Here is a 20,990-nt window from a genome sequence, read left to right as displayed (position 1 = left end):
ACGGCCCTGTCAGCGGTTCGCGTGCAACGGGAATGCCACGATCACCGTGGTTCCGCCACCGGGCCGGTCGTCGATGGTGACCGTGCCGCCGTGAGCGGTGACGATTTCGGCGACGATCGCCAGGCCCAGGCCGGCTCCCCCTCCGCTGCGGGAGCGGTCGGGATCCAGGCGCACGAAGCGTTCGAATACCCGGCTCCGTTCGGCCGGGGGGATGCCCGGGCCGTCGTCACTGATGGTGAGGATGGCCGTTTCGTGTCGGTTGCCCACTTCGATGGCGACGCGCGAGTTCGCATGGCGGACAGCGTTATCCAGGACGTTGCGGATCATCCGGGACATGGCCGCCGGGTCACCGGTCAGACGCGCCGGCCGGATGTCGGTGTCGACCGCGCATCGTGCTTCGCGCCGCGCGCGGTCGGCTTCGGCTTCGGCAATGTCGTCGAGGGCCAGCGCTTCCTTGTGCCGCACCAGGTTTCGCTCGTCGGCGCGGGCCAGCAGAAACAAATCCTCGATGAGCGTGCGCATGCGGTGCGCCTCGGGAAGCAGGGTGTTGACCGCCAATTCGGCATTGAGGAGCTCGGGGTGAGCCTCGGCGACCTCCAACCCGGAGATGATGGTGGCCAGCGGGCTGCGCAGTTCGTGAGAGGCGTCGCCTAGGAACCGTTGCTGGGCTCGGTGGCCCGCCTCCAGGCGCGCCAGCATTTCGTTCATCGTGACCGCCAGAGCCGAAATCGCGTCACGGCTGGCGGGTACGGGCACCCGTTCCGCCAGGTCGGATGTGGAAATTTCGGCCACCCTGCTGCGGATCGCGTCCACGGATTGCAGCGACCGGCGGACCAGCCAGTAGCTTGCGGCCCCCGCCACCGCGATGATGATCGGGGCCCCGCAGGCCAACAGCAGCGCGACGGTCCGCGCAGTCGCCTCGACGGCTTCGCTGCCGCCTCCGACGAGCACCGTGTAATCGCCGTACCGAGTTGCGACCCGTTGTCCGCTGACACGCATGTCGTCGCCCGGCACCGCGTCGTCGGGCATGCCGCGGCGCAGGTTGGGGCCGAACTGGGTCATGGGGATCAATGGTCTTTCGGGCGCGGACCCCGACCGCCGGATCACCTTGCCATCCGGGGCGATCAATTGGACTGCGACCACGCGCTGGTCGACCGAGAAAAGGTCGCTCTCGAGATCGTTGATCGGCTCGGACTGCAGCGCCTCCGCGATGTTGCGCACCCTGCCGGCGGCGGCATCGTCCACACCGGCCAACAACGACCGGTACAGGATCGCCTCGAGGCCCGCGCCGGCAAAAGCGAGGGCCACCGATACGACGACCGCGGCGACCGCGGCCGAGCGGGCGGAGATACCCATGTTGAAGACGGCAGACACCCGCACATCTGCGATTCTGGTATGCCGCGCGGCGGCTGGAAACACTCCAGTTCAGCATGCTTCTCAGCGGCTTCTCAGCGACCCGCTCGTAGGCTGGCATTGCAATGAATGTCGAGGAATTGCGCCGGGCGCTCGCCCACCTTCCGGGCGGAATGCCCATCGCTGTCGAGGATTCCACCATGGGCTGGATGGAGAACGCCGCGCTCTACGTGGCGCCCGCGCACATTGACCAGCGCGTCTCCGGCAGTTATCTCTACGCCCGCCACCGGGATGGCGCCGATAACTGTCACGCGCTGCTGATCAGCAGCCTTCATCAACCCGACGAGAGGGTCGTCGACGTCACTCCCAAGCCCGCGGGGCCGGAAGTGATCGCCGCAGGCGATGCGGCCCATCTCACGACGCGCAGGGCGGCGCGGCGCAGCGACGAGGTCGCCCGAAGGAGGGGTCGTCATACCTAAGCCGCGCTTGACCACCAAAATGCTGGCCGGCCTCGCCATTGCACTCGGCTTCGGCGTCGCCGGGTCGGCACCGGCGGGCGCCGATCCGGGCGCGTTCAGCACCCTCAGCTGCAGCTGCCAACAGGCGGCTCCGACCGGCAGCCCCGCCCGAAAGGACGCGATCGCGCGGGGAATCCGGCAGGGCCTGTCGGACTGGCCGGCCGTCGCCGGATAGCGCCGCTCAGGCGCGTTCGTTCACCGGCTGCGCGACGCTGCCGCCGTTGCGCGCCGAGGCCGCGGGGCCGTTCGGGGGCAGCTCGAAGGCCGGGAACGCCGAACCCACCGCGGCCGTCGCCGCGTTGCGCTGCGCCTCCATGCGGGCCAGCGCCGCGTCGGTGAACACCGACAGCCCGAGATCGGGGTTGTAACCGTGGATTTCCTTGACGTCCAGCTGCGCGAGGAAGTAGACGATCTCCTTGGACACCACCTGGCCCGGGACCAGCACCGGGAAGCCCGGCGGGTAGGGCACCACGAAGGTGGTGGACACCAGCGTCTTGCCCTCGGCCAGCCGCCGTCCCGCCATGCCGATCAGGACGTGCTCGCGGTCCGACTCCTCGTACCCGGCGTAGAACGCCGAGCGCATGTCGCCGAACGTGCACGCGTCCACGGGGCGGAAGGCGACGTCGAATTCGCTGAAGTCGGGCAGGTGCGGCAGGTCCTCGGTGATTTCCTCCACCCGGCGCTGCTGCAGGGCGCGGTCCTCCTTGCCGCCGATGCTCTCGCTGCGCTCGAAGTCGGTCGCGATCCGCCGCAGCACGTCGAGCAGGTAGTGCACGCTCGACCAGGTGACCCCGATGGTGAAGATCAGCAGCACGCTGTTGATCGAAGTCTTGTTGATCTGGATACCGAAGCGGTCCATCAGGATCTTCTCGCGGAAGTCGTAGCCGTTCATGCCGGTCTTGCCGATGAACAGGGTGACCCGCGTCGCGTCGAGCACGAACTGATCGGAGCGCCACGCCTCGTTCCACTCGGCCAGCGCGCCCTGCCTGACCTGTCGGTAGGAGCTGACCGACGACGCCCGGAATTCGTCGGGCACCAGGTCGGACTCGTCGAGGATGCGGAACCACTTGCCGATCAACCGGTCCTTGCGGACCCGGTGCCGAAAGACCAGCGACATGTTGTAGACGTTGCGGACCAGCTCGAAGCCTTCGATGTCGACCTGCCGGCGCGCCAGGTCCAGCGACGCCAGCAGCTGCTGATTCGGCGACGTCGAGGTGTGGGTCAAAAACGCCTCGGCGAACGCGTCGCGGGTCAGCGCCTTGAAATCCTGGTCGCGGACGTGGACCATCGACGCCTGCCGGAACGCCGACAGCGACTTGTGCGTGGAGTGCGTGGCGTACACGCGCACCCGCGCCCGGGCGGGGTCGGGCAGCAGCCGGCGCTGCACCCACTCGGATCGGTCCACCCCCTCCATCTCCGCGGCCCAATCCCGGTATTGGCCAGCGTATTCCGGTGACGCCAGCATCTGCTCGAGCCGTTCGGCGGAGATCATCGCGGTCCGCTGCCGGGCCCACGGCACCGCGGTGGCGAACGCGTACCACGCCTCGTCCCACAAGAAGCAGATGTCGGGCTTGATCGCCAGCACCTCCTCCATCACGCGGCGGGGGTTGTAGACGACGCCGTCGAAGGTGCAGTTGGTGAGCAGCAGCATGCGCACCCGATGCAGCTGGCCGGCGGCCTCCAGGTCGAGCAGCGCCTGCTTGATCGTGTGCAGCGACACGGCCCCGTAGATCGCGTACTCGGGCAGCGGATAGGCGTCCAGGTACAGCGGGTAGGCCCCGGCGAGCACCAGGCCGTAGTGGTGCGACTTGTGGCAGTTGCGGTCGATCAGCACGATGTCGCCGGGGCGCGTGAGCGCCTGCACGACGATCTTGTTGGCGGTCGAGGTGCCGTTGGTCACGAAATAGGTGTGGTTGGAGTTCCACGTCACGGCCGCCTTGTCCATCGCCGCCTTGATGTTGCCGTGCGGGTCCAGCAGCGAGTCCAATCCCCCGGACGTGGTGGAGGTCTCGGCCATGAAGATGTTGCGGCCGTAGAACTCCCCCATGTCCTGCAGGGTCTTGGAATTGAAGATGCTGGCGCCGCGCGCGACGGGCAGCGCGTGGAATTGGCCGACCGGGGCCGCGGCGTACGCGCACAGGGCGTCGAAAAACGGTGTGCTGAAACGGTTTCGCAGGCCCCCGAGGATGGTGCTGTTCAGGTCGGTGACGTCGTTGAGCCGGTAGAACGTGCGGTCGTAGACGTCGGGTTCGTCCTCGGTCTCCGCGGCGATCGACTCGTCGGTGAGCAGGTAGAGGTCGATGTGTGGCCGCAGCTCCCGGATCCATTCGGCGCATTCGACCCAGTCCTGGGTGTCTCGCACCACCACGTCGTCGCCGGCCGGGCCGAGCAGGGTGTTCATCAACGGCACCCGGTCGCGGGACCGCAGCGGCAGGTCGTGGCGGATGATCGCGGCCTGGATCTCCCCGTTCAGCGCGACCGCGGTGATCGCGTCCTCGATGCTTCCCACCACGAGCAGCTCGTACTGCACGTTGTCGGACGGTCGGCGCAACGCCCGCAGGCACTCGGCCAGGCTGTCGGGCGCCGTCGCCGGGGCGTCGTCGGCGAGCAGCACCGTGTAGAACTGCTGCTGCTTGGCCTGGGCCACCAGCTCCTGCTCGGCCAGGGGCGCGGAGGTGTCGAAAAGCCCTGCGCGGTCTCCGTATTCGCTCAACAGTCGCACGGCCAGCGACACCTCCTCGGCGAGCCGCACCGTCGACAGCGAGTCGAGGTGGGCGCGGAAGGTCGCCAGGTTCGCCGCGCCGGGGTACAGCCAGTACCGCTCGTAGGCGGCGAGCCGATTCATCAGCCGCTGCACCCGGCACATGTCGTGCGTCTTGTCCAGGCCGGCGAGGTCCACTTCGGCGAGGTGCCGGCACGCGTCGTCGAGCAGGTTCCAGGTGTCCAGGCGCGTGTGCGACGGGTTGGCCACGGCGGCCAGCGCCGACACACGAAGCCGGCGCGGGCGGGCGCTGTCTCGATCCATCTGGCCATTGTGGCCCCGCTCCGGCCACCGCAGTACCGTTTCACGCCAGTGTTCTCAGCGGGTCAGCCGTCCAGTTCGTCGTCGCTGTCCACGATCCGCCGATTCGCCCGGCCGTCCACCCACCGCAGCACTGGAAGCTCCCGGCTGCGCGCCGGCAGCTCGGTGACGTCGCTGAGTGACCGCACGACGGCCTGCGTCAGGCCCATGATGGCGGCCATCACCGGCAGCAGCGGCTGCAGCGGCCGGGCCGCCGAGCGGACCGTGCTGATGCGGCGGGCCACGATCAGTCTTTCGATCGAGTGGTAGAGCCAGCCGCCCACGCCCAGCGCGTAGATCGCCAGCGCAGAGGCGGCGACGGTCCACCCGTACGCGGCGCAGACCACGGCACCCAGCACCACCGTCGCGGCCAGGAAGGCAGCGACGGCGGCGCGCAGCTCCAGCCGCGTCATGGTTCTTTCCGGACCGCCTTGGCCGCCGCCCGGATCTGCGGTGTCACCAGCATGACCTGGCCCAGCACCCCGTTGACGAAGCCCGGCGAGTCGTCGGTGGACAGCTCCTTGGCCAGCTGCACGGCCTCGTCGACGGCGACCGGCTCCGGCACGTCGTCGGCGTAGAGCAGCTCCCACACCGCGACCCGCAGGATGGCCCGGTCCACGGCGGGCAGCCGGTCCAGCGTCCAGCCCTGCAGGTGCGAGCTGATCAGGTCGTCGATGTGGGCGGCGTGTTCGCTGACCCCGCGGGCCGCCGCGGTCGTGTACGGGTACAGCGGCGACACGTCCGGGTTCGCGTCGGACAGCGCGGTGCGGACGTCGACGACCTCCGCCGGGCTCAGCCCCCGGGCCTCGGCCTCGAACAGCAGGTCGACGGCGCGCTTGCGCGCCTGATGACGTCCTTTGGGGGGCCGGCTCACGCGTTGACGCGGCCCAGGTAGCTGCCGTCGCGCGTGTCCACCTTCAGCTTGTCCCCGGTGTTGATGAACAGCGGCACCTGGATCTCCGCGCCCGTCTCCACGGTGGCAGGCTTGGTGCCCGCGCTGGACCGGTCGCCCTGCAGGCCGGGCTCGGTGTGGCTGACCTCCAGCTCGACGGACACCGGCAGCTCGAGGTACAGCGGCGCCCCGTTGTGGAAGGCGACCTGCACGGGCAGGCCCTCCAGCAGGAATCGGGCGTCGTCGCCGACCAGGGACTCCGGCAGGTGGTGCTGCTCGTAGTCCTGGCTGTCCATGAACACGAAGTCCGAGCCGTCGCGGTACAGGTAGGTGGTGTCCCGCCGGTCCACGGTCGCCGTGTCCACCTTCACGCCGGCGTTGTACGTCTTGTCGACCACCTTGCCGGACAGCACGTTCTTGAGCTTGGTGCGCACGAAGGCCGGCCCCTTGCCGGGTTTGACGTGCTGAAATTCGACGATCTGCCACAGCTGGCCGTCGATTACCAGGACAAGCCCATTTTTGAAGTCGGCAGTCGAAGCCACGGTCGGTATATCTCCTAGAGGATGGCCAGTTCTTTGGGGAACCGGGTCAGTAGTTCCGGGGTCTCCCCGGCGCTGTGCGACCTACCGTCGGCCACCACCAGGGTGTCCTCGATGCGGACACCGCCGCGGCCGGGTAAGTAGACGCCGGGCTCCACGGTCACCACGGAGCCCGCAAGCAGTGTACCGGCGGACGTGGCGCCGATTCCCGGCGCTTCGTGGATCTGCAGGCCCACTCCGTGGCCCAAACCGTGGCCGAACTGCTCGCCGTAGCCGGCGTCCGCGATCAGCTGCCGCGCCGCGGCGTCCACCTCGCGCAGGTCGGCTCCCGGCTTCAGCGCCTCCCGGCCGGCCCGCTGCGCGTCGGCGACCAGCCGATAGATCTCCAGCTGCCAGTCGGCCGCCTTGCCCAGCACGAACGTGCGGGTCATGTCGGAGTGATAACCGGCGACCAGGGCGCCGAAGTCGATCTTGACGAAATCGCCTGCGGCCAGCACCGCGTCGGTCGGGCGGTGGTGCGGGATGGCCGAATTCGGCCCGGCGGCCACGATGGTGTCGAACGAGATCGCGTCCGCGCCGTGGTCGAGCATCAGCGACTCCAGCTCGCGGCTCACCTCGCGTTCGGTCCGTCCGGGCCGCAGGCCGCCGCGCTCCACCAGGTCGGCCAGCGCGGCGTCGGCGGCCTCGCAGGCCAGCCGCAGCAGCGCCACCTCGCCGGCGTCCTTGACCTCGCGCAGCGCCTCGACGGTCCCGGCGGCCCGCACCAGCTCGGTGGCCGCCTTGCGGTCCTCCACCTCGCCCCTGAGGGCGTCGAAGCCGTCGACGGTGACCACGTTGCTCTCGAAGCCCAGCTTGCCGACGCCGGCATCGGCGGCCCGGCCGACCAGGTGGCGCCCGACGGCCCGCTCGATGGCCACCTCGACGTCGGGTGCCTGCGCCGCCGCCTGCGTGCGGTACCGGCCGTCGGTGGCCAGCACTGGCCCCCGGTCGTCGGCGAAAACCAGCAACGCGCCGTTCGAGCCGGTGAAACCCGACAGGTAGCGCACGTTGATCAGGTCCGTGACCAGCATCGCGTCCAGCCCGCTGGCTCCGATTTGCGCTTTCAGATTGTCTCGACGCTGGGAATGTGTCACGACCCTTGACGGTACTCGCTACGCTTTTCCTTCATGAGGAACTGGATGCTGCGCGGATTGGTGTTCGCCGCGGCCATGGTGGTACTGCGATTGCTCCAAGGTGCGCTCATCAACGCGTGGCAGACACAGGCCGGTCTGATCAGCATCGCGCTGCTGATCGTGTTCGTGATCGGCGCGGTCATCTGGGGGGTGCTCGACGGCCGGGCGGACGCCAAGGCCCAGCCGGATCCGGATCGCCGCCAGGACCTGGCGATGACCTGGCTGCTGGCCGGCCTGTTCGCGGGCATCGTCAGCGGCGCCGTCGCCTGGCTCATCGCGCTGGTGTACCAGGGGCTGTACACCGGGGGCCTGATCAACGAGGTGACGACGTTCGCGGCGTTCACCGCGCTCCTCGTGTTCTTGCCCGGGATCATCGGCGTGGCCGTCGGTCGCTGGCGGATCGACCGCAACCCGCCGGCCCGCGCGGACGGCGCGGACGAGGAGCGGGCCGACACCGACGTGTTCTCCGCCGTTCGCGGCGACGAGGCGCCCACCGGCGAGATCCCCGCGCAGACGGCCGCCGGGGCCCAGGCCGAGGAGCGCACCGGGTCAATCGCGACCGCCGAGCGCGAGGCGCCCACCGAAACGATCCCGACGACGGCGGGCGACGACGCCAAGACCGAGGTGATCCGCACGGACGACGCCCGGCACGCCAAGCCGGGCGAGGAGCCGGAGAAGGGTTAACCCCCGGCCAGGTAGCGCAGGGCGAGCACGTAGCCCTGGATACCGAGCCCGACGATCACGCCGGTCGCGACCGGGCTGATGTAGGAGTGCCGCCGAAACTCCTCGCGGGCATGCACATTGGAGATGTGCACCTCGATCAGGGGCGCGCTCAGCTCGGCGCACGCGTCGCGCAGCGCCACCGACGTGTGGGTGAGGCCGCCGGCGTTGAGGATCACCGGCTCGCCGGCATCGGCGGCCAGATGGATCCAATCCAGCAGCTGGGCTTCGTTATCGCTTTGCCGCACAATGGCTTTGAGCCCGAGGGCGGCGGCTTCGCGGTCGATCAGCGCGGCCAGCTGGTCGTGCGTGGTGTCGCCGTACACATCGGGCTCGCGCCGGCCCAGCCGGCCCAGGTTGGGGCCGTTGATGACCTGCACCGTCTTACTCATCAGCCAGCCCCGCGTAGGCGGCCGCCAGCAGCGACGGGTCCGGCCCCGTCAGCCGGCCCGGCTTGCCGAGCCCGTCGAGGACGACGAACCGCAGCACGCCGGCGCGCGTCTTCTTGTCGCCGGCCATGTATTCGAGCAACTGCGGCAGCGCGTCGGCGTCGTAGCTGACCGGCAGGCCGAGCGAGGTGAGGATGCTGCGGTGGCGCTGCGCGGTGTCGTCGTCGAGCCGGCCGGCGAGCCGGGCGAGCTCGGCGGCGAATACCAGGCCCACCGACACCGCGGCGCCGTGCCGCCACCGGTAGCGCTCCCGGCGCTCGATCGCGTGCGCCAAAGTGTGGCCGTAGTTGAGGATTTCGCGCAGCTCGGACTCCTTTTCGTCGGCCGCGACGACCTCGGCCTTGACCGCGATCGCGCGCCGGATCAGCTCCGGGAGCACCTCCCCTTCCGGTTCCAGCGCGGCCTGCGGGTCGGCCTCGATCAGGTCCAGGATCACCGGGTCGGCGATGAAGCCCGCCTTGACCACCTCCGCCATGCCGGCGACAAGTTCGTTGCGCGGCAAGGTTTTCAGTGTCGCCAGGTCGACCACGACGGCCAGCGGCTGGTGAAACGCCCCGACCAGGTTCTTGCCCGCCTCGGTGTTGATGCCCGTCTTGCCGCCTACGGCCGCGTCGACCATGCCCAGCAACGTGGTCGGCACGTGGACGATGTCGACGCCGCGCAGCCACGTCGCCGCCGCGAAACCGGCGACGTCGGTGGCCGCGCCGCCGCCGAGGCTGACCAGGGCGTCCTTGCGGCCGATTCCGATGCGGCCCAACACGTCCCAGATGAATCCCACGACGGGCAGGTCCTTGCCGGCCTCGGCGTCCGGGATCTCGATGCGGTGCGCGTCAATCCCCTTGTCCGCCAAGCGGCCCCGGATGGCCTCGGCGGCCTCGGCCAATACGGGCTGGTGCAGGATCGCGACGCGGTGCCGGCCGGCGAGCATGCCTTCCAGCTCGCCCATCACCCCGGTGCCGATGACCACCGGGTACGGCTCGTCGACGGCCACGTACACGGTGACCGGTCCGCTGCCCTCGGTCATCGCCCGGCCGCCGGGGCGTTCTGGGGTGTCTGCAGCCGCGAAACGATGTGGCGGACAACGGCGCCGGGATTGCGGCGGTTGGTGTCGACCCGGATGGTCGCGACGCGCCGGTACAACGGGGCCCGCTCGGCCATCAGGGCGCGGTACTTCTCGGCTCGGTCGGGCCCGGCCAACAGGGGTCGCACGGTGCTGCCGCCGGTGCGCCGCACCCCTTCCCGGGCGCCGATCTCCAGGTAGACGACGGTGTGCCCGGCGAGCGCCTCGCGCACCCCGGGGCTGGTGACGGCCCCGCCGCCGAGCGAGAGGACGCCGTCGTGGTCGGCCAGCGCCGCGCGCACCACCTCTTCCTCGATGCGGCGGAACTCCGGCTCCCCGTCGATGGCGAAGATGTCGGCGATCGTGCGGCCGGTGCGCTGCTCGATCGCCACGTCGGTGTCGAGCAGCCCGACGCCGAGGGCCTTGGCCAGCCGCCGCCCGATGGTCGACTTGCCCGAGCCCGGCAGCCCCACGAGCACCGCTTTGGGGGCCATCACGCGGTACCGCGCGCGGCCGGCGATTCCCGGTCGGCGACCGCGCGCCGGTAGGACTCGATGTTGCGCCGGGTCTCGGTCAGCGAGTCGCCGCCGAACTTCTCCAGCGCCGCGCGGGCCAGCACCAGCGCCACCATGGTCTCGACGACGACCCCGGCGGCCGGCACCGCGCACACGTCCGAGCGCTGATGGATGGCGACGGCCTCGTCGCCGGTCGCCATGTCGACGGTGGCCAGCGCCCGCGGCACGGTGGAAATCGGCTTCATCGCGGCCCGCACCCGCAGCGGCTGCCCGTTGGTCATGCCGCCCTCCAGGCCGCCGGCCCGGTTGGTGGACCGGACGACGCCGTCGGGACCCGGGTACATCTCGTCGTGCGCGCGGCTGCCGCGGCGGCGCGCGGTCTCGAAACCGTCGCCGATCTCGACGCCCTTGATCGCCTGGATACCCATGACGGCGGCGGCCAGCTGGCTGTCCAGCCGGTTGTCGCCGCTGGTGAACGAGCCCAGCCCCACCGGCAGGCCCAGCACCACCACCTCGACCACGCCGCCGAGGGTGTCGCCGTCCTTCTTGGCGGCCTCGATCTCGGCGATCATGGCCGTTTCGGCGGCCTTGTCGAACGCGCGAACCGGGCTGTCGTCGATGGCGGGCAGGTCCTCGGGGCGCGGCGGCGGGCCGTCATACGGCGCCGACGGGCCGATCGAGACGACGTGCGAGAGCACCTCGACGCCCAGCGCCTGGCGCAGGAACGACCGCGCGATGGTCCCGGCGGCGACGCGGGCGGCCGTCTCCCGGGCGCTGGCCCGCTCCAGCACCGGCCGGGCGTCGTCGAAGCCGTACTTGAGCATCCCCGCGTAGTCGGCGTGACCGGGCCGCGGCCGGGTCAGCGGCTCGTTGCGGGCTGAGTTTTCGAGTTCGGCCGGGTCGACCGGGTCGGTGGCCATGACGGTTTCCCACTTCGGCCACTCGGTGTTGCCGATCTCGACGGCGATGGGCCCGCCCAGCGTGACGCCGTGGCGTATCCCGGACAGGATGGTCACCGCGTCGCGCTCGAACTTCATCCGCGCGCCGCGGCCGTAGCCGAGGCGTCGCCGGGCCAGCTCGTCGGCGATCTCGGTGGATGTGACCTGCACGCCGGCGACCATGCCGTCGACCACGGCCACCAGCGCGCGGCCATGGGATTCTCCGGCGGTGATCCAGCGCAACACCCGGCTATTCTCCCACGGGCTCAGCGCAGAATGGCCAGGCCCACGGCCCCGGCGGTGGCCAGGCACATCGCGGGGCCGTGCGGAACCGCGCGCACGCCGCGCACCACCCCGACCAGGGCCGTCAGCAGCGCCGCGCCGAGCGCCGCCAGGAACCACACCGGGGCGCCGAAGCAGCCGGCGAGCCCGCCCAGCCCGATCGCCAGCTTGACGTCGCCGGCCCCCATCGCCGCCGGCGCCAGCAGGTGCACCAGCAGGTATGCCCCGCTCAGCGCCGCCGCACCGGCGAGCGCGGTCAGCCCGCGGCCGGCCGCGGCGGCGCCCACCAGGATCACGGCCGCCCCCGGCAGCGTCAGCGCGTTGGGCAGCCGGCGTTGCCGGACGTCGTAGACGCTCAGCGCGCCCATCCACAGCAACACGACCCCGGCCGCCATGCGCGGCACGCTAGCCCAGTGCCGCCTCCATCGCCGCTCGCGGCGCGGGCAGCCCGGTGAATTGCTCGACCTGGGCGAAGGCCTGGTGCAGCAGCATCTGCAGGCCGTTGATCACCCGACCGCCGGCGGCGGCCACCGCGGCGGCCAGCGGCGTCGGCCACGGGTCGTAGACGGCGTCCAGCAGCACCGGGATGGGGGCCAGCGCGCCGGCATACCGCGCGGCCGCGTCGGCGGGGATCGTGCTGACCAGCACCCGCGCGCCCGCCACCTCGTCGGCCAGCCCGTCGCCGTCCAGGCCGCAGAACCGCGTCGCCACGCCCAGCCGCGCGCCGAGGTCCACCAGCCGCGACGCCTTCTGTGGGTCGCGCGCCACGACCGTGATGCCGGTGACGCCGAGCTCGGCCAGGCCCACCACGGCCGCCGGGGCGGTGCCGCCCGATCCACAGACCAGCGCCCGTCCCGAGGCCCCCGTTATCGGCCCCAGGGCCCCGCTCACCCCGTCGACGTCGGTGTTGTCGGCCCGCCAGCCCGCCGCCGTGCGCACCAGGGTGTTGGCCGACCCGACGAGCTCCGCGCGCCCGGTGCGCTCGTCGGCGAAACGCAGCGCGGCGAACTTGCCCGGCATCGTGACCGACACGCCGACCCACTCCGGCCCGAAGCCGCCGACGACCCCCGGCAGCTCCGCGGCGCCGCAGTCGATGCGCTCGTAGGTCCAGTCGTCCAGGCCCAGCGCGCGGTAGGCCGCCAGGTGCAGGTCCGGGGACTTCGAATGGGCGATGGGCCGGCCGAGCACCCCCGCCTTCCTAGCGGGCCGAGTCGAGGACACCGTTGCGCTTAGCCAGCTCGATATTGGCCAAATGCTGCTGATAATCCTTCGTGAACAGCGTCGTGCCCTGGGCATCGATGGTGACGAAGTACAGCCAGTCGCCCGGCTCCGGATGCTCGGCCGCGCGCAGCGCGTCGACGCCGGGCGAGCAGATCGCCGTGGCGGGCAGGCCCTGGGACACGTAGGTGTTCCACGGGGTCCGCTGGCCCCGGTCGGCGTCGGTGGTGGCGACCTCGCGGCGATCCAGCGGATAGTTCACGGTCGAGTCGAACTCCAGCGTGTGGTGCGCGTGCAGCCGGTTGTAGATGACCTGCGCCACCTTCGGGAAGTCCTGCGTGTTGGATTCCTGCTGCACCAGCGACGCGACCACCAGGATGTCGTAGGGCGACAAGCCCATGGCCTGCGCGGAATCCACCAAACCCGACTTCGCGTACTCCACGGCCCCCGCGCTGATCAGGCTCGTCAGGATGCTCTCGGCCGACGAAGAGGGATCGACGTTGAAGGTGCCCGGGGCGATCAGGCCCTCGATCCGGCGATGGTCCTTGCCCAGCTCGGTGACCGGCTCGACCGCCCACGGCGGCACCGCGAGGGTCGTCGGCGCGCCGTTGGAGGCCGCCGCGCGCAGGTCATCCACCGAGACGCAGCGCTTGTTGCCGTCGAGATCCACACAGGTGGCGCGGGAGATCAGCGAGAAGATGCCGGGGTTGGACACGTTGGTCTTCATGTCGGTGGTGTCGTCGAGCTGACGGCCCTCGGGGATGACGAGCCGCCCCACCCGGCTGTTCGGGTCGGCCAGCCGGGTGACGGCGTTGGCCGCCGGGATCTCCGTGCGCATCCGGTAGAAGCCCGGCTGGATCGAGTTGATCGCGGCGTTGCCGTGCGCGGCGTTGACGAACGCCCGCACCGTGGCAACCACGCCCTGGTTGTGCAGCGTCTCCCCGACCATCGTCGTCGAGTCGCCCGATTGGATCTGAATCACGATGTCGCGCTTGCCGTTTCCGCTGTAGTCGTCACCGGACCCGAACACGGTGTTCCACAGCCTGGTGCCGACGAAGACGGCGACCACCGCGATCACGACCAGCACCACGAAGGTGACCCGGCCGGCGACGCGGCGGCGGTTCTTCCCGCGTTCGGCGCGGTTCCGGTCGACGCGGCTCATCCTGCGCCGGGGCGGCCCGACCGCGCTGGGCTCGGCGCGTTCGCGGCGCGCGCTGTCAACCATGGCCGGCTCCCCTGCGCTGGTCGAGCCAGCTCTGCAGGATCGCCACCGCGGCAGCCTGGTCGATCACCGACCGCTGCTGTCTGGCCCGCACACCCGCATCGCGCAGCGATCGCTGGGCGCTCACGGTGGTCAACCGCTCGTCGGCCAGCCGCACCGGCGTGGGGGCGATCCGCTTGGCCAGCGCCTCGGCCACCTCGATCGCGTCCTGCGCCGACGGCCCGGTCCGATCGGCCAGCGTCCTCGGTAACCCGACGATCACCTCGACGGCTTCCAGCTCGGCGGCCAGCTCGGCCAGCCGGCGCAGGTGCCTGCCGGAGCGGTCGCGGCGCACGGTTTCCACCGGGGTGGCCAGGATGCCGTCGGGGTCGCTGGCGGCCACGCCGATGCGCACGCTGCCGACGTCGACGCCCAACCGCCGTCCCCGCCCGGGGTCCTGATCAGGATCGCCGGGCCGGTCGGGGCGGCGGTGCTGTGTCAAAACCACTCAACCGACCCGCGCTATCGCCCTGCGCACTGCAGCAAGCGCGGCGTCGATTCCGGTCGGATTTTTCCCTGAACCCTGCGCCAGGTCGGCCTTGCCGCCACCGCGGCCGTCGACTTCCACGGCTAGCTCTTTGACCAGGTCGTTGGCGCTGATACCGAGGTCCTGGGCGGCTCGATTGGCGGCAACCACGTACGGCACCGTCCCGGCGTCCTCGGAGATCAGCACCACCACCGCGGGGTCGTTGCCGAGCTTGCCGCGGACGTCGCCCACCAGGGAACGCAGGTCGGCCGCCGTCATCCCGCTCGACATCCGCTGTGCCACCACACGCACGTTACCGATTCGCTCCGCGCCGGCCGCGGCGTTGGTCGCGGCGGCGCGGGCGCCCGCCAGGCGGGCGCGTTCGAGTTCCTTCTCGGCGGCCTTGAGCCGGTCGACCAGGTTGGCCACCCGGGCCGGCACCTCGTCGGAGGGCACTTTCAGCGACGACGCCAGCCCGGCCATCAGCGCGCGCTCCTTGGCCAGGTGCCGGAACGACTCCAGCCCCACGTAGGCCTCCACGCGGCGCACCCCGGAGCCGATCGACGACTCGCCCAGAATGGTCACCGGCCCGATCTGCGCCGAGTTGTGCACGTGGGTGCCGCCGCACAGCTCCAGGGAGAACGGCCCGCCGATCTCCACCACCCGCACCTCGTCGGGGTAGGCCTCGCCGAAGAGTGCCATCGCCCCCATCGCCTTGGCCTTGTCCAGCTTCTCGTTGAACGTGTGCACCTCGAAGTCGGCCTGCACGGCCTCGTTGGTGACCTCTTCGATCTGGGTGCGCTGGTCTTCGCTGAGCGGCCCCTGCCAGTTGAAGTCGAACCGCAGGTAGCCCGGCCGGTTCAGCGATCCGGCCTGAACGGCGTTGGGCCCCAGCACCTGTCGCAGCGCGGCGTGCACCATGTGGGTGCCCGAATGGCCCTGGGTGGCGCCCCGGCGCCAGTCCGGGTCCACCGCGGCGACGACGGTGTCACCCTCCACGAATTCCCCGGACTCCACGTTGACCCGGTGCACCCACAGCGTTTTGGCGATCTTCTGCACGTCGGTGACGGCCGCGCGCGCGCTCTCGTTCGCGCTGGTTCCGCTGATGCTGCCCTCGTCGGCGATCTGGCCGCCCGACTCCGCGTAGAGCGGGGTGCGGTCCAGCACCAGTTCGACCCGGTCCGCGCCGTCGGTACCGTGGGCGACCACCGGCACCCGCTTGCCGTCGGCGAAGATCCCCAAAATCCTTGCCTCGGAGGCCAACTCGTCGAACCCGGTGAACTCGGTGGGCCCGGCGTCGACCAGCTCGCGGTAGGCGCTCAGGTCGGCATGCGCGTGCTTGCGCGCCGCGGCGTCGGCCTTGGCGCGCTGGCGCTGCTGCAGCATCAGCTCGTGAAAGCCGCTCTGGTCGACCTTCAGGCCGGCTTCGGACGCCATCTCCAGGGTGAGCTCGATCGGGAATCCGTAGGTGTCGTGCAGGGTGAAGGCATCGGAGCCCGAGACCACCTTGGCGCCCGAGGATTTCGTCGCGCTGACCACCTCGTCGAACAACCGCGAACCCGACGACAGCGTCCGGTTGAACGCCGTCTCTTCGGCCACGGCAATCCGCCTGATCCGGTCGAAGTCGGTGACGAGTTCGGGGTACGACGGGCCCATCGAGTCGCGCACGGTGGCCATCAGGTCGCCGACTATCGGGTCCTCGATGCCCAGCAGCTTGGCCGACCGGATCACCCGGCGCAGCAGCCGGCGCAGCACGTAGCCGCGCCCGTCGTTGCCGGGGCTGACGCCGTCGCCGATCAGGATGGCCGCGGTGCGGCTGTGGTCGGCGATGACGCGGTAGCGCACGTCGTCGTCGTGGTTGCCTGCGTCGTAGGGGCGCGGGCCGCGCGTGGCGACCAGGTCGATGATCGGCCGCAGCAGGTCGGTTTCGTAGACGTTGTGCACGCCCTGCAGGACCAGCGCGATCCGCTCGACACCCATGCCGGTGTCGATGTTCTTGCGCGGCAACGGCCCGAGGATGGGGTAGTCCTCCTTGGTGCTGCCCTCGCCGCGCTCGTTCTGCATGAACACCAGGTTCCAGACCTCGAGGTAGCGGTCCTCGTTGGCGATGGGGCCGCCCTCGGGGCCGAACTCGGGCCCGCGGTCGTAGTAGATCTCCGACGACGGCCCGCACGGCCCGGGAATGCCCATCGACCAGTAGTTGTCCGCCATGCCACGGCGCTGGATCCGCTCGGCGGGCAAACCGGCGATCTCCTGCCAGAGCTCCACGGCCTCGTCGTCGTCGTGAAAGACCGTGGCCCACAGTCGATTCGGCTCCAGGCCGTAGCCGCCGTCGGAGACGGGATCGGTCAGCAGCGACCAGGCCAGCGCGATCGCGCCGCGCTTGAAGTAGTCGCCGAACGAGAAGTTGCCGGCCATCTGGAAGAAGGTGTTGTGCCGGGTGGTGATGCCCACCTCGTCGATGTCCGGGGTGCGGATGCACTTCTGGATGCTGGTGGCCGTCGCGTACGGCGGGGTGCGCGCGCCCAGGAAGAACGGCACGAACTGCACCATGCCGGCGTTGACGAACAGCAGGTTGGGGTCGTCGAGGATCACCGATGCGCTCGGCACCTCGGTGTGGCCCGCCTTCACGAAATGATCGAGGAATCGCTTCCTGATCTCGTGTGTCTGCACTTCTGGTCCGCTTCTTCCTGTCGCTTCGACTTGCCTGGATCGGGGATTCCCAGCCTAGACAGCTAGCCCTCCAGGAAGCTCAACCGCACCGACCGCCGGGGATTGTCCCGGTTGAGGTCGACCAGCACGATGCTTTGCCAGGTGCCCAGCTGGGGGTCCCCGCTGGCGACGGGCACCGTCACCGACGGCGCGACGATGGCCGGCAGCACATGGTCGGCCCCGTGGCCCGCGGAGCCGTGCGAGTGCCGGTAGCGGTCGTCGCGCGGGAGAAGCCGTTCCAGCGTGTCGACCAGGTCGTCGTCGGAGCCGGCGCCGGTCTCGATGATGGCGACCCCGGCCGTCGCGTGCGGGACGAACACGTTGCACAGGCCGTCGCCATAGCTGAAGCAGAACCGGCGCACCGCATCGGTCAGGTCGACGATGCGGTGGCGCGCGGTGTCCACCTCCAGCACATCGGTATGCACCCGGTCCAGCCTACGGCGCCCACCCCCACCACGCCCATTGCGGCGGATTACCGGTAGGAGGAAGGTATCTGGTGGGACCGGTGGCGCCACCGGGGCGCTGCCCCGACAGAGGGAGGGGTCGATCGTGTACGCACGCTCTACCACCATCCAGGCGCAACCCCTTTCGGTCGACATCGGCATTGCGCACGTTCGCGATGTCGTCATGCCCGCGTTGCAGCAGATGAATGGGTATGTCGGGTTGTCGCTGTTGGTGGACCGCCAGTCCGGCAGATGCATCGCCACCAGCGCCTGGCAGACGATGGAGTCGATGCGCGCCAGCGCCGAGCGGGTGGCGCCGGTACGCGATCGCGCCGCGTTGATGTTCGACGGCAGCGCCAAGGTCGAAGAGTGGGACATCACTTTGCTGCACCGCGACCACCACTCGGCCGACGGGGCGTGCGTGCGGGCGACCTGGCTCAAGGTGGTGCCGGACCAGCTGAGCCGTTCGCTGGACTTCTACCGGTCCTCGGTGCTTCCGGAGATGGAGAAGCTCGACGGGTTCTGCAGCGCCAGCCTGATGGTCGATCACCCCGCGTGCCGCCGGGCGGTGTCCTGCTCGACGTTCGACAGCATGGACGCGATGGCCCGCAACCGCGACCGCGCCACCGAGTTGCGCAGCAGGCGCGTCCGCGACCTGGGCGCCGAGGTGGTGGACGTGGCCGAGTTCGAGCTGGCGATCGCCCACCTACGGGTGCCCGAGCTGGTCTAGGGCCCGGCTAGGGCAGCGCGTCCCCGGGGAAGCCGCGGCAGGGGTGCACCTGGTAGGTGAACACCCCGCCCGCCACCCCGGGGTCCTCGCCCATGATGGCGGCGGTCTCCTCGACCGTCGCGGCGAACACCCCGACCCCGCAGACGTCGGAGGAGTCGGTGACCGGCAGCACCACCGCCAGCACCCCGTCGTCGCGCAGGCCGAAGTTGCGCCGGCCGTGCTCCCAGACGATCCCCGGCGACGACTCGTCACCGAACCGGGGGCCGCGCTTGAGGATGACGACGCTGTATTCCTTGGCGGTGGGCAGCAGCCGGCCCATCTCCTCGTCGGTGAAGGTTTTCATGCCCGTCCCCTCTTGCGGATGATCGCGCGCAGCCGGTCCAACCGGCCCGCCAGCTCGCGTTCGCCGCCGCGGCCGGTGGGCCGATAGTAGTCCACGCCCACCAGCTCGTCCGGCGGATATTGTTGCGCCACAACGCCATCGGGATCGTCGTGGGAGTACCGGTAGCCCTGGGCGTTGCCCAGCCCCGCGGCGCCGGAGTAGTGCCCGTCGCGCAGATGGGGCGGCACCAGCCCGGCCTTGCCCGCCCTGATGTCGTCCATCGCCGCCGCCAGGGCGGTGGTGACCGCGTTCGACTTCGGCGCGGTGGCCAGGTGGATGGTGGCGTGCGCCAGCGTCAGCTGCGCCTCGGGCAGGCCGATCAGCTGCACGGTCTGTGCGGCGGCGACCGCGGTCGGCAGTGCGGTGGGGTCGGCCAGGCCGATGTCCTCACTGGCCAGGATCATCAGCCGGCGCGCCACAAACCGCGGGTCCTCCCCCGCGACCAGCATGCGGGCCAGATAGTGCAGCGCGGCGTCGACGTCGGAGCCGCGCACCGACTTGATGAAGGCGCTGATGACGTCGTAGTGCTGGTCGCCGTCGCGGTCGTAGCGCACCGCCGCCTTGTCCAGGGATTGCTCGATGGTCTCGACGCTGACGGCCTCACTGGCCTCGGCCGCGACCTCCAGCGCGGTCAGGGCGCGGCGGGCGTCGCCCGCGGCCAGCTGCACCAGCAGATCGACGGCCTCGGGCGCGACGGCGACCTTGCCGCCCAGGCCGCGCGGGTCGTCGACGGCCCGCTGGACCACGGTGCGGACGGCGTCGGACGTGAGCGGTCGCAACTGCAGGATCAGCGAGCGCGACAGCAGCGGCGCCACCACCGAGAAGGACGGGTTTTCGGTGGTCGCAGCCACCAGCAGCACCACCCGGTTCTCCACGGCGGACAGCAGCGCGTCCTGCTGGGTCTTGGAGAACCGGTGCACCTCGTCGATGAACAGGACGGTCTGCTCTCCGTTCAGCAGGGCCCGGCGCGCGACATCGATGACGGCCCGGACGTCCTTGACCCCGGCCGACAGCGCCGACAGCGCCTCGAACCGGCGCCCGGTGGCCTGCGAGATCAGCGCGGCCAGCGTCGTCTTTCCGCTGCCCGGCGGGCCGTACAGGATGACCGACGCCATGCCCGACCCCTCCACCAGGCGGCGCAGCGGCGATCCGGGTGTCAGCAGGTGGTCCTGCCCCACCACCTCGTCCAGCGATGCCGGCCGCATCCGCACGGCCAGCGGCGCACCGGCCGACACGCCCAGGCCGCGGTCGGTTGTCTGGGGTGCGCCGGGGAGGTCAAACAGACCGTCGGACACGGTTTTAGGCATACCACGTAGTGCCGACAGCGCGTCCCGGGCACTTATTTGCTAAGTTCCGGTTTGCCGAGTTTGGACGCGCGTGCCCACAAGTTGAATCCAACAGCTAGGACGGTCATGAGCCAGCCTCCCGAATACCCAGGCCAGAACGTCCCAAGTCAGGGCCCGCCCGGCTACCCGCCACCGCCCGGCTACGGCGCCCCGCCCGGACCGCAGGGCCCGCAGTTCAGCGTCGGCGACGCGTTCAGCTGGGCGTGGGGCAAGTTCACGCAGAACGCCATGGCGCTGGTGGTGTCCGCGCTGATCTACGGGCTGGTGTTCGGCGCCGCCTACGCCCTGATCCCCATCGGCGGCAGCATGGGCTCGACCACCACCACGACCAACTCCGACGGCTACGCCACCACCACGGCGAACATCAGCGCCGCCGGGCTGGCCGTCATGATCGTCGGCTACATCCTCGTCTACGCGATCGGCATCTTCGCCCAGGCCGCTTACCTGAGCGGATGTCTCGACCTCGCCGACGGACGGCCGGTCAGCATCGGCTCGTTCTTCAAGCCGCGCAACCTCGGCATGGTGATCCTCGCCGGGATCATCGTCGGGATCCTGACCTCGATCGCCTCGGCCTGCTTCGTCCTGCCCGGCCTCATCGTGGGCCTCTTCGCGCAGTTCACCATCCCGTTCGTCATCGATCGGTCGCAGGGCGCCATCGACGCGTTGAAGTCGAGCTTCTCGACCGTCTCGTCGAACTTCGCCAACGCCCTGCTGGCGTGGTTGGTGCAGGTCGCCGCGGTCGTCGTCGGTGCGGTGCTGTGCGGCGTGGGGCTGCTCGTCGGCGGGCCCGTCGCCGCGCTGGTCCTGACCTACAGCTACCGCAAGCTTTCCGGCGGCCAGGTCGTCCCGCTGGAGCAGCCGGGCGGCGGCTACCAGGCCGGCCCGCCACCCGGCCCGCCGCCGGGCCCGCAGTTCGGGTAGGCGCGGCCCGCC

The 20,990-nt window shown here is 70.5% G+C and carries 23 protein-coding genes; 5 read left to right on the top strand and 18 right to left on the bottom strand.

All coding sequences use genetic code 11. From position 1 onward, the window contains the following. Nucleotides 1–9 precede the first annotated feature (9 nt). The gene (locus A5787_RS24835; protein ID WP_066972115.1) at nt 10–1,356 is read right to left on the bottom strand and encodes an ATP-binding protein; all 1,347 of its coding nucleotides are present in this window, start codon (nt 1,354–1,356) and stop codon (nt 10–12) included. A 122-nt stretch (nt 1,357–1,478) separates the two neighbouring features. Here A5787_RS24835 and A5787_RS24830 point away from each other — a divergent pair, with 122 nt between their 5' ends. Both A5787_RS24830 and A5787_RS24825 read left to right on the top strand, forming a co-directional pair. Then, a complete protein-coding gene (locus tag A5787_RS24830) occupies nt 1,479–1,832 on the top strand; it encodes a hypothetical protein (RefSeq protein WP_066972027.1) in 354 nt (117 codons plus the stop codon). 7 nt (nt 1,833–1,839) lie between these two features. Further along, nucleotides 1,840–2,046 (top strand): hypothetical protein, encoded by a 207-nt coding sequence (locus tag A5787_RS24825; RefSeq protein WP_156764119.1) that lies wholly within the window; start codon nt 1,840–1,842, stop codon nt 2,044–2,046. A gap of 6 nt (nt 2,047–2,052) precedes the next feature. Here A5787_RS24825 and A5787_RS24820 read toward each other — a convergent pair whose 3' ends face one another. From A5787_RS24820 to A5787_RS24800, 5 genes are all read right to left on the bottom strand, one after another. Continuing rightward, the gene (locus A5787_RS24820; RefSeq protein ID WP_066972025.1) at nt 2,053–4,896 is read right to left on the bottom strand and encodes an aminotransferase class I/II-fold pyridoxal phosphate-dependent enzyme; all 2,844 of its coding nucleotides are present in this window, start codon (nt 4,894–4,896) and stop codon (nt 2,053–2,055) included. A 62-nt stretch (nt 4,897–4,958) separates the two neighbouring features. After that, nucleotides 4,959–5,345 carry an antitermination protein NusB gene (locus tag A5787_RS24815; protein ID WP_066972023.1) on the bottom strand — a complete coding sequence of 129 codons (387 nt, stop codon included), beginning with the start codon at nt 5,343–5,345 and terminating at the stop codon, nt 4,959–4,961. Continuing rightward, nucleotides 5,342–5,806 (bottom strand): transcription antitermination factor NusB, encoded by a 465-nt coding sequence (nusB, locus tag A5787_RS24810; protein WP_066972022.1) that lies wholly within the window; start codon nt 5,804–5,806, stop codon nt 5,342–5,344. Before nusB ends, A5787_RS24815 begins: the two co-directional genes overlap by 4 nt. Then, complete coding sequence (gene efp / locus A5787_RS24805; RefSeq protein ID WP_066972021.1) at nt 5,803–6,366, bottom strand: elongation factor P; 564 nt, start codon at nt 6,364–6,366, stop codon at nt 5,803–5,805. Before efp ends, nusB begins: the two co-directional genes overlap by 4 nt. A 14-nt stretch (nt 6,367–6,380) precedes the next feature. Continuing rightward, complete coding sequence (locus tag A5787_RS24800; protein WP_066972020.1) at nt 6,381–7,496, bottom strand: Xaa-Pro peptidase family protein; 1,116 nt, start codon at nt 7,494–7,496, stop codon at nt 6,381–6,383. A gap of 33 nt (nt 7,497–7,529) precedes the next feature. Between A5787_RS24800 and A5787_RS24795 the strand changes: the two genes are divergently transcribed. Then, nucleotides 7,530–8,219: a B-4DMT family transporter gene (locus A5787_RS24795; RefSeq protein WP_066972019.1), complete on the top strand. Its 690-nt coding sequence runs from the start codon at nt 7,530–7,532 to the stop codon at nt 8,217–8,219. Here A5787_RS24795 and aroQ read toward each other — a convergent pair. From aroQ to A5787_RS24745, 10 genes are all read right to left on the bottom strand, one after another. Continuing rightward, nucleotides 8,216–8,647, bottom strand: coding sequence for a type II 3-dehydroquinate dehydratase (gene aroQ / locus A5787_RS24790; protein ID WP_066972018.1), 432 nt, complete (start codon nt 8,645–8,647; stop codon nt 8,216–8,218). The two genes, A5787_RS24795 and aroQ, sit on opposite strands and share 4 nt — an antisense overlap. Next, nucleotides 8,640–9,728, bottom strand: a complete 1,089-nt coding sequence (aroB, locus tag A5787_RS24785; RefSeq protein ID WP_066972012.1) for a 3-dehydroquinate synthase — start codon at nt 9,726–9,728, stop codon at nt 8,640–8,642. The genes aroQ and aroB overlap by 8 nt, the downstream gene beginning before the upstream one ends. Beyond that, on the bottom strand, nt 9,725–10,258 hold the full coding sequence (locus tag A5787_RS24780) for a shikimate kinase (RefSeq protein ID WP_066972011.1): 534 nt from the start codon (nt 10,256–10,258) through the stop codon (nt 9,725–9,727). The genes aroB and A5787_RS24780 overlap by 4 nt, the downstream gene beginning before the upstream one ends. Continuing rightward, nucleotides 10,258–11,463 (bottom strand): chorismate synthase, encoded by a 1,206-nt coding sequence (gene aroC, locus A5787_RS24775; RefSeq protein ID WP_066972010.1) that lies wholly within the window; start codon nt 11,461–11,463, stop codon nt 10,258–10,260. Before aroC ends, A5787_RS24780 begins: the two co-directional genes overlap by 1 nt. 20 nt (nt 11,464–11,483) lie before the next feature. After that, nucleotides 11,484–11,894, bottom strand: coding sequence for an A24 family peptidase (locus A5787_RS24770; RefSeq protein ID WP_066972009.1), 411 nt, complete (start codon nt 11,892–11,894; stop codon nt 11,484–11,486). A gap of 10 nt (nt 11,895–11,904) precedes the next feature. Beyond that, nucleotides 11,905–12,720, bottom strand: a complete 816-nt coding sequence (locus A5787_RS24765; RefSeq protein ID WP_231994155.1) for a shikimate dehydrogenase — start codon at nt 12,718–12,720, stop codon at nt 11,905–11,907. Beyond that, on the bottom strand, nt 12,698–13,942 hold the full coding sequence (gene mltG / locus A5787_RS24760) for an endolytic transglycosylase MltG (protein ID WP_066972007.1): 1,245 nt from the start codon (nt 13,940–13,942) through the stop codon (nt 12,698–12,700). Before mltG ends, A5787_RS24765 begins: the two co-directional genes overlap by 23 nt. After that, complete coding sequence (gene ruvX, locus A5787_RS24755; protein WP_066972006.1) at nt 13,935–14,426, bottom strand: Holliday junction resolvase RuvX; 492 nt, start codon at nt 14,424–14,426, stop codon at nt 13,935–13,937. The genes mltG and ruvX overlap by 8 nt, the downstream gene beginning before the upstream one ends. Further along, nucleotides 14,427–17,117, bottom strand: a complete 2,691-nt coding sequence (gene alaS / locus A5787_RS24750; RefSeq protein WP_066972005.1) for an alanine--tRNA ligase — start codon at nt 17,115–17,117, stop codon at nt 14,427–14,429. A 62-nt stretch (nt 17,118–17,179) separates the two neighbouring features. Further along, nucleotides 17,180–17,569, bottom strand: a complete 390-nt coding sequence (locus A5787_RS24745; protein WP_197507392.1) for a secondary thiamine-phosphate synthase enzyme YjbQ — start codon at nt 17,567–17,569, stop codon at nt 17,180–17,182. 136 nt (nt 17,570–17,705) lie between these two features. Here A5787_RS24745 and A5787_RS24740 point away from each other — a divergent pair, with 136 nt between their 5' ends. Then, on the top strand, nt 17,706–18,329 hold the full coding sequence (locus tag A5787_RS24740; RefSeq protein WP_066972003.1) for a hypothetical protein: 624 nt from the start codon (nt 17,706–17,708) through the stop codon (nt 18,327–18,329). 7 nt (nt 18,330–18,336) lie between these two features. Here the strand turns inward: A5787_RS24740 and A5787_RS24735 are convergent, their stop codons facing one another. After that, nucleotides 18,337–18,672, bottom strand: a complete 336-nt coding sequence (locus A5787_RS24735) for a hypothetical protein (RefSeq protein WP_066972002.1) — start codon at nt 18,670–18,672, stop codon at nt 18,337–18,339. Continuing rightward, the gene (locus A5787_RS24730; protein WP_066972001.1) at nt 18,669–20,018 is read right to left on the bottom strand and encodes a replication-associated recombination protein A; all 1,350 of its coding nucleotides are present in this window, start codon (nt 20,016–20,018) and stop codon (nt 18,669–18,671) included. The genes A5787_RS24735 and A5787_RS24730 overlap by 4 nt, the downstream gene beginning before the upstream one ends. Nucleotides 20,019–20,123: 105 nt before the next feature. On the opposite strand from A5787_RS24730, the gene A5787_RS24725 reads away from it, so the two are divergent. Next, nucleotides 20,124–20,978, top strand: a complete 855-nt coding sequence (locus tag A5787_RS24725; RefSeq protein WP_197507376.1) for a hypothetical protein — start codon at nt 20,124–20,126, stop codon at nt 20,976–20,978. Nucleotides 20,979–20,990 lie beyond the last annotated feature (12 nt).

Source organism: Mycobacterium sp. 852002-50816_SCH5313054-b (assembly GCF_001667185.1).
In the GTDB taxonomy this organism is placed as follows: domain Bacteria; phylum Actinomycetota; class Actinomycetes; order Mycobacteriales; family Mycobacteriaceae; genus Mycobacterium.
The sequence above is the reverse complement of the archived record's forward strand: the minus strand, read 5'-3'. Positions and strand labels throughout refer to the sequence as shown.

Bases quoted from the DNA above. Each gene is read 5' to 3' on its own strand.
- A5787_RS24735 (WP_066972002.1), bottom strand. From the start codon at position 18,672: ATGAAAACCTTCACCGACGAGGAGATGGGCCGGCTGCTGCCCACCGCC.
- A5787_RS24815 (WP_066972023.1), bottom strand. From the start codon at position 5,345: ATGACGCGGCTGGAGCTGCGCGCCGCCGTCGCTGCCTTCCTGGCCGCG.
- A5787_RS24835 (WP_066972115.1), bottom strand. From the start codon at position 1,356: ATGGGTATCTCCGCCCGCTCGGCCGCGGTCGCCGCGGTCGTCGTATCG.
- A5787_RS24725 (WP_197507376.1), top strand. From the start codon at position 20,124: ATGAGCCAGCCTCCCGAATACCCAGGCCAGAACGTCCCAAGTCAGGGC.
- A5787_RS24780 (WP_066972011.1), bottom strand. From the start codon at position 10,258: ATGGCCCCCAAAGCGGTGCTCGTGGGGCTGCCGGGCTCGGGCAAGTCG.
- A5787_RS24770 (WP_066972009.1), bottom strand. From the start codon at position 11,894: ATGGCGGCCGGGGTCGTGTTGCTGTGGATGGGCGCGCTGAGCGTCTAC.
- A5787_RS24820 (WP_066972025.1), bottom strand. From the start codon at position 4,896: ATGGATCGAGACAGCGCCCGCCCGCGCCGGCTTCGTGTGTCGGCGCTG.
- aroB (WP_066972012.1), bottom strand. From the start codon at position 9,728: ATGACCGAGGGCAGCGGACCGGTCACCGTGTACGTGGCCGTCGACGAG.
- A5787_RS24795 (WP_066972019.1), top strand. From the start codon at position 7,530: ATGAGGAACTGGATGCTGCGCGGATTGGTGTTCGCCGCGGCCATGGTG.
- A5787_RS24830 (WP_066972027.1), top strand. From the start codon at position 1,479: ATGAATGTCGAGGAATTGCGCCGGGCGCTCGCCCACCTTCCGGGCGGA.
- A5787_RS24730 (WP_066972001.1), bottom strand. From the start codon at position 20,018: ATGCCTAAAACCGTGTCCGACGGTCTGTTTGACCTCCCCGGCGCACCC.
- aroQ (WP_066972018.1), bottom strand. From the start codon at position 8,647: ATGAGTAAGACGGTGCAGGTCATCAACGGCCCCAACCTGGGCCGGCTG.
- mltG (WP_066972007.1), bottom strand. From the start codon at position 13,942: ATGGTTGACAGCGCGCGCCGCGAACGCGCCGAGCCCAGCGCGGTCGGG.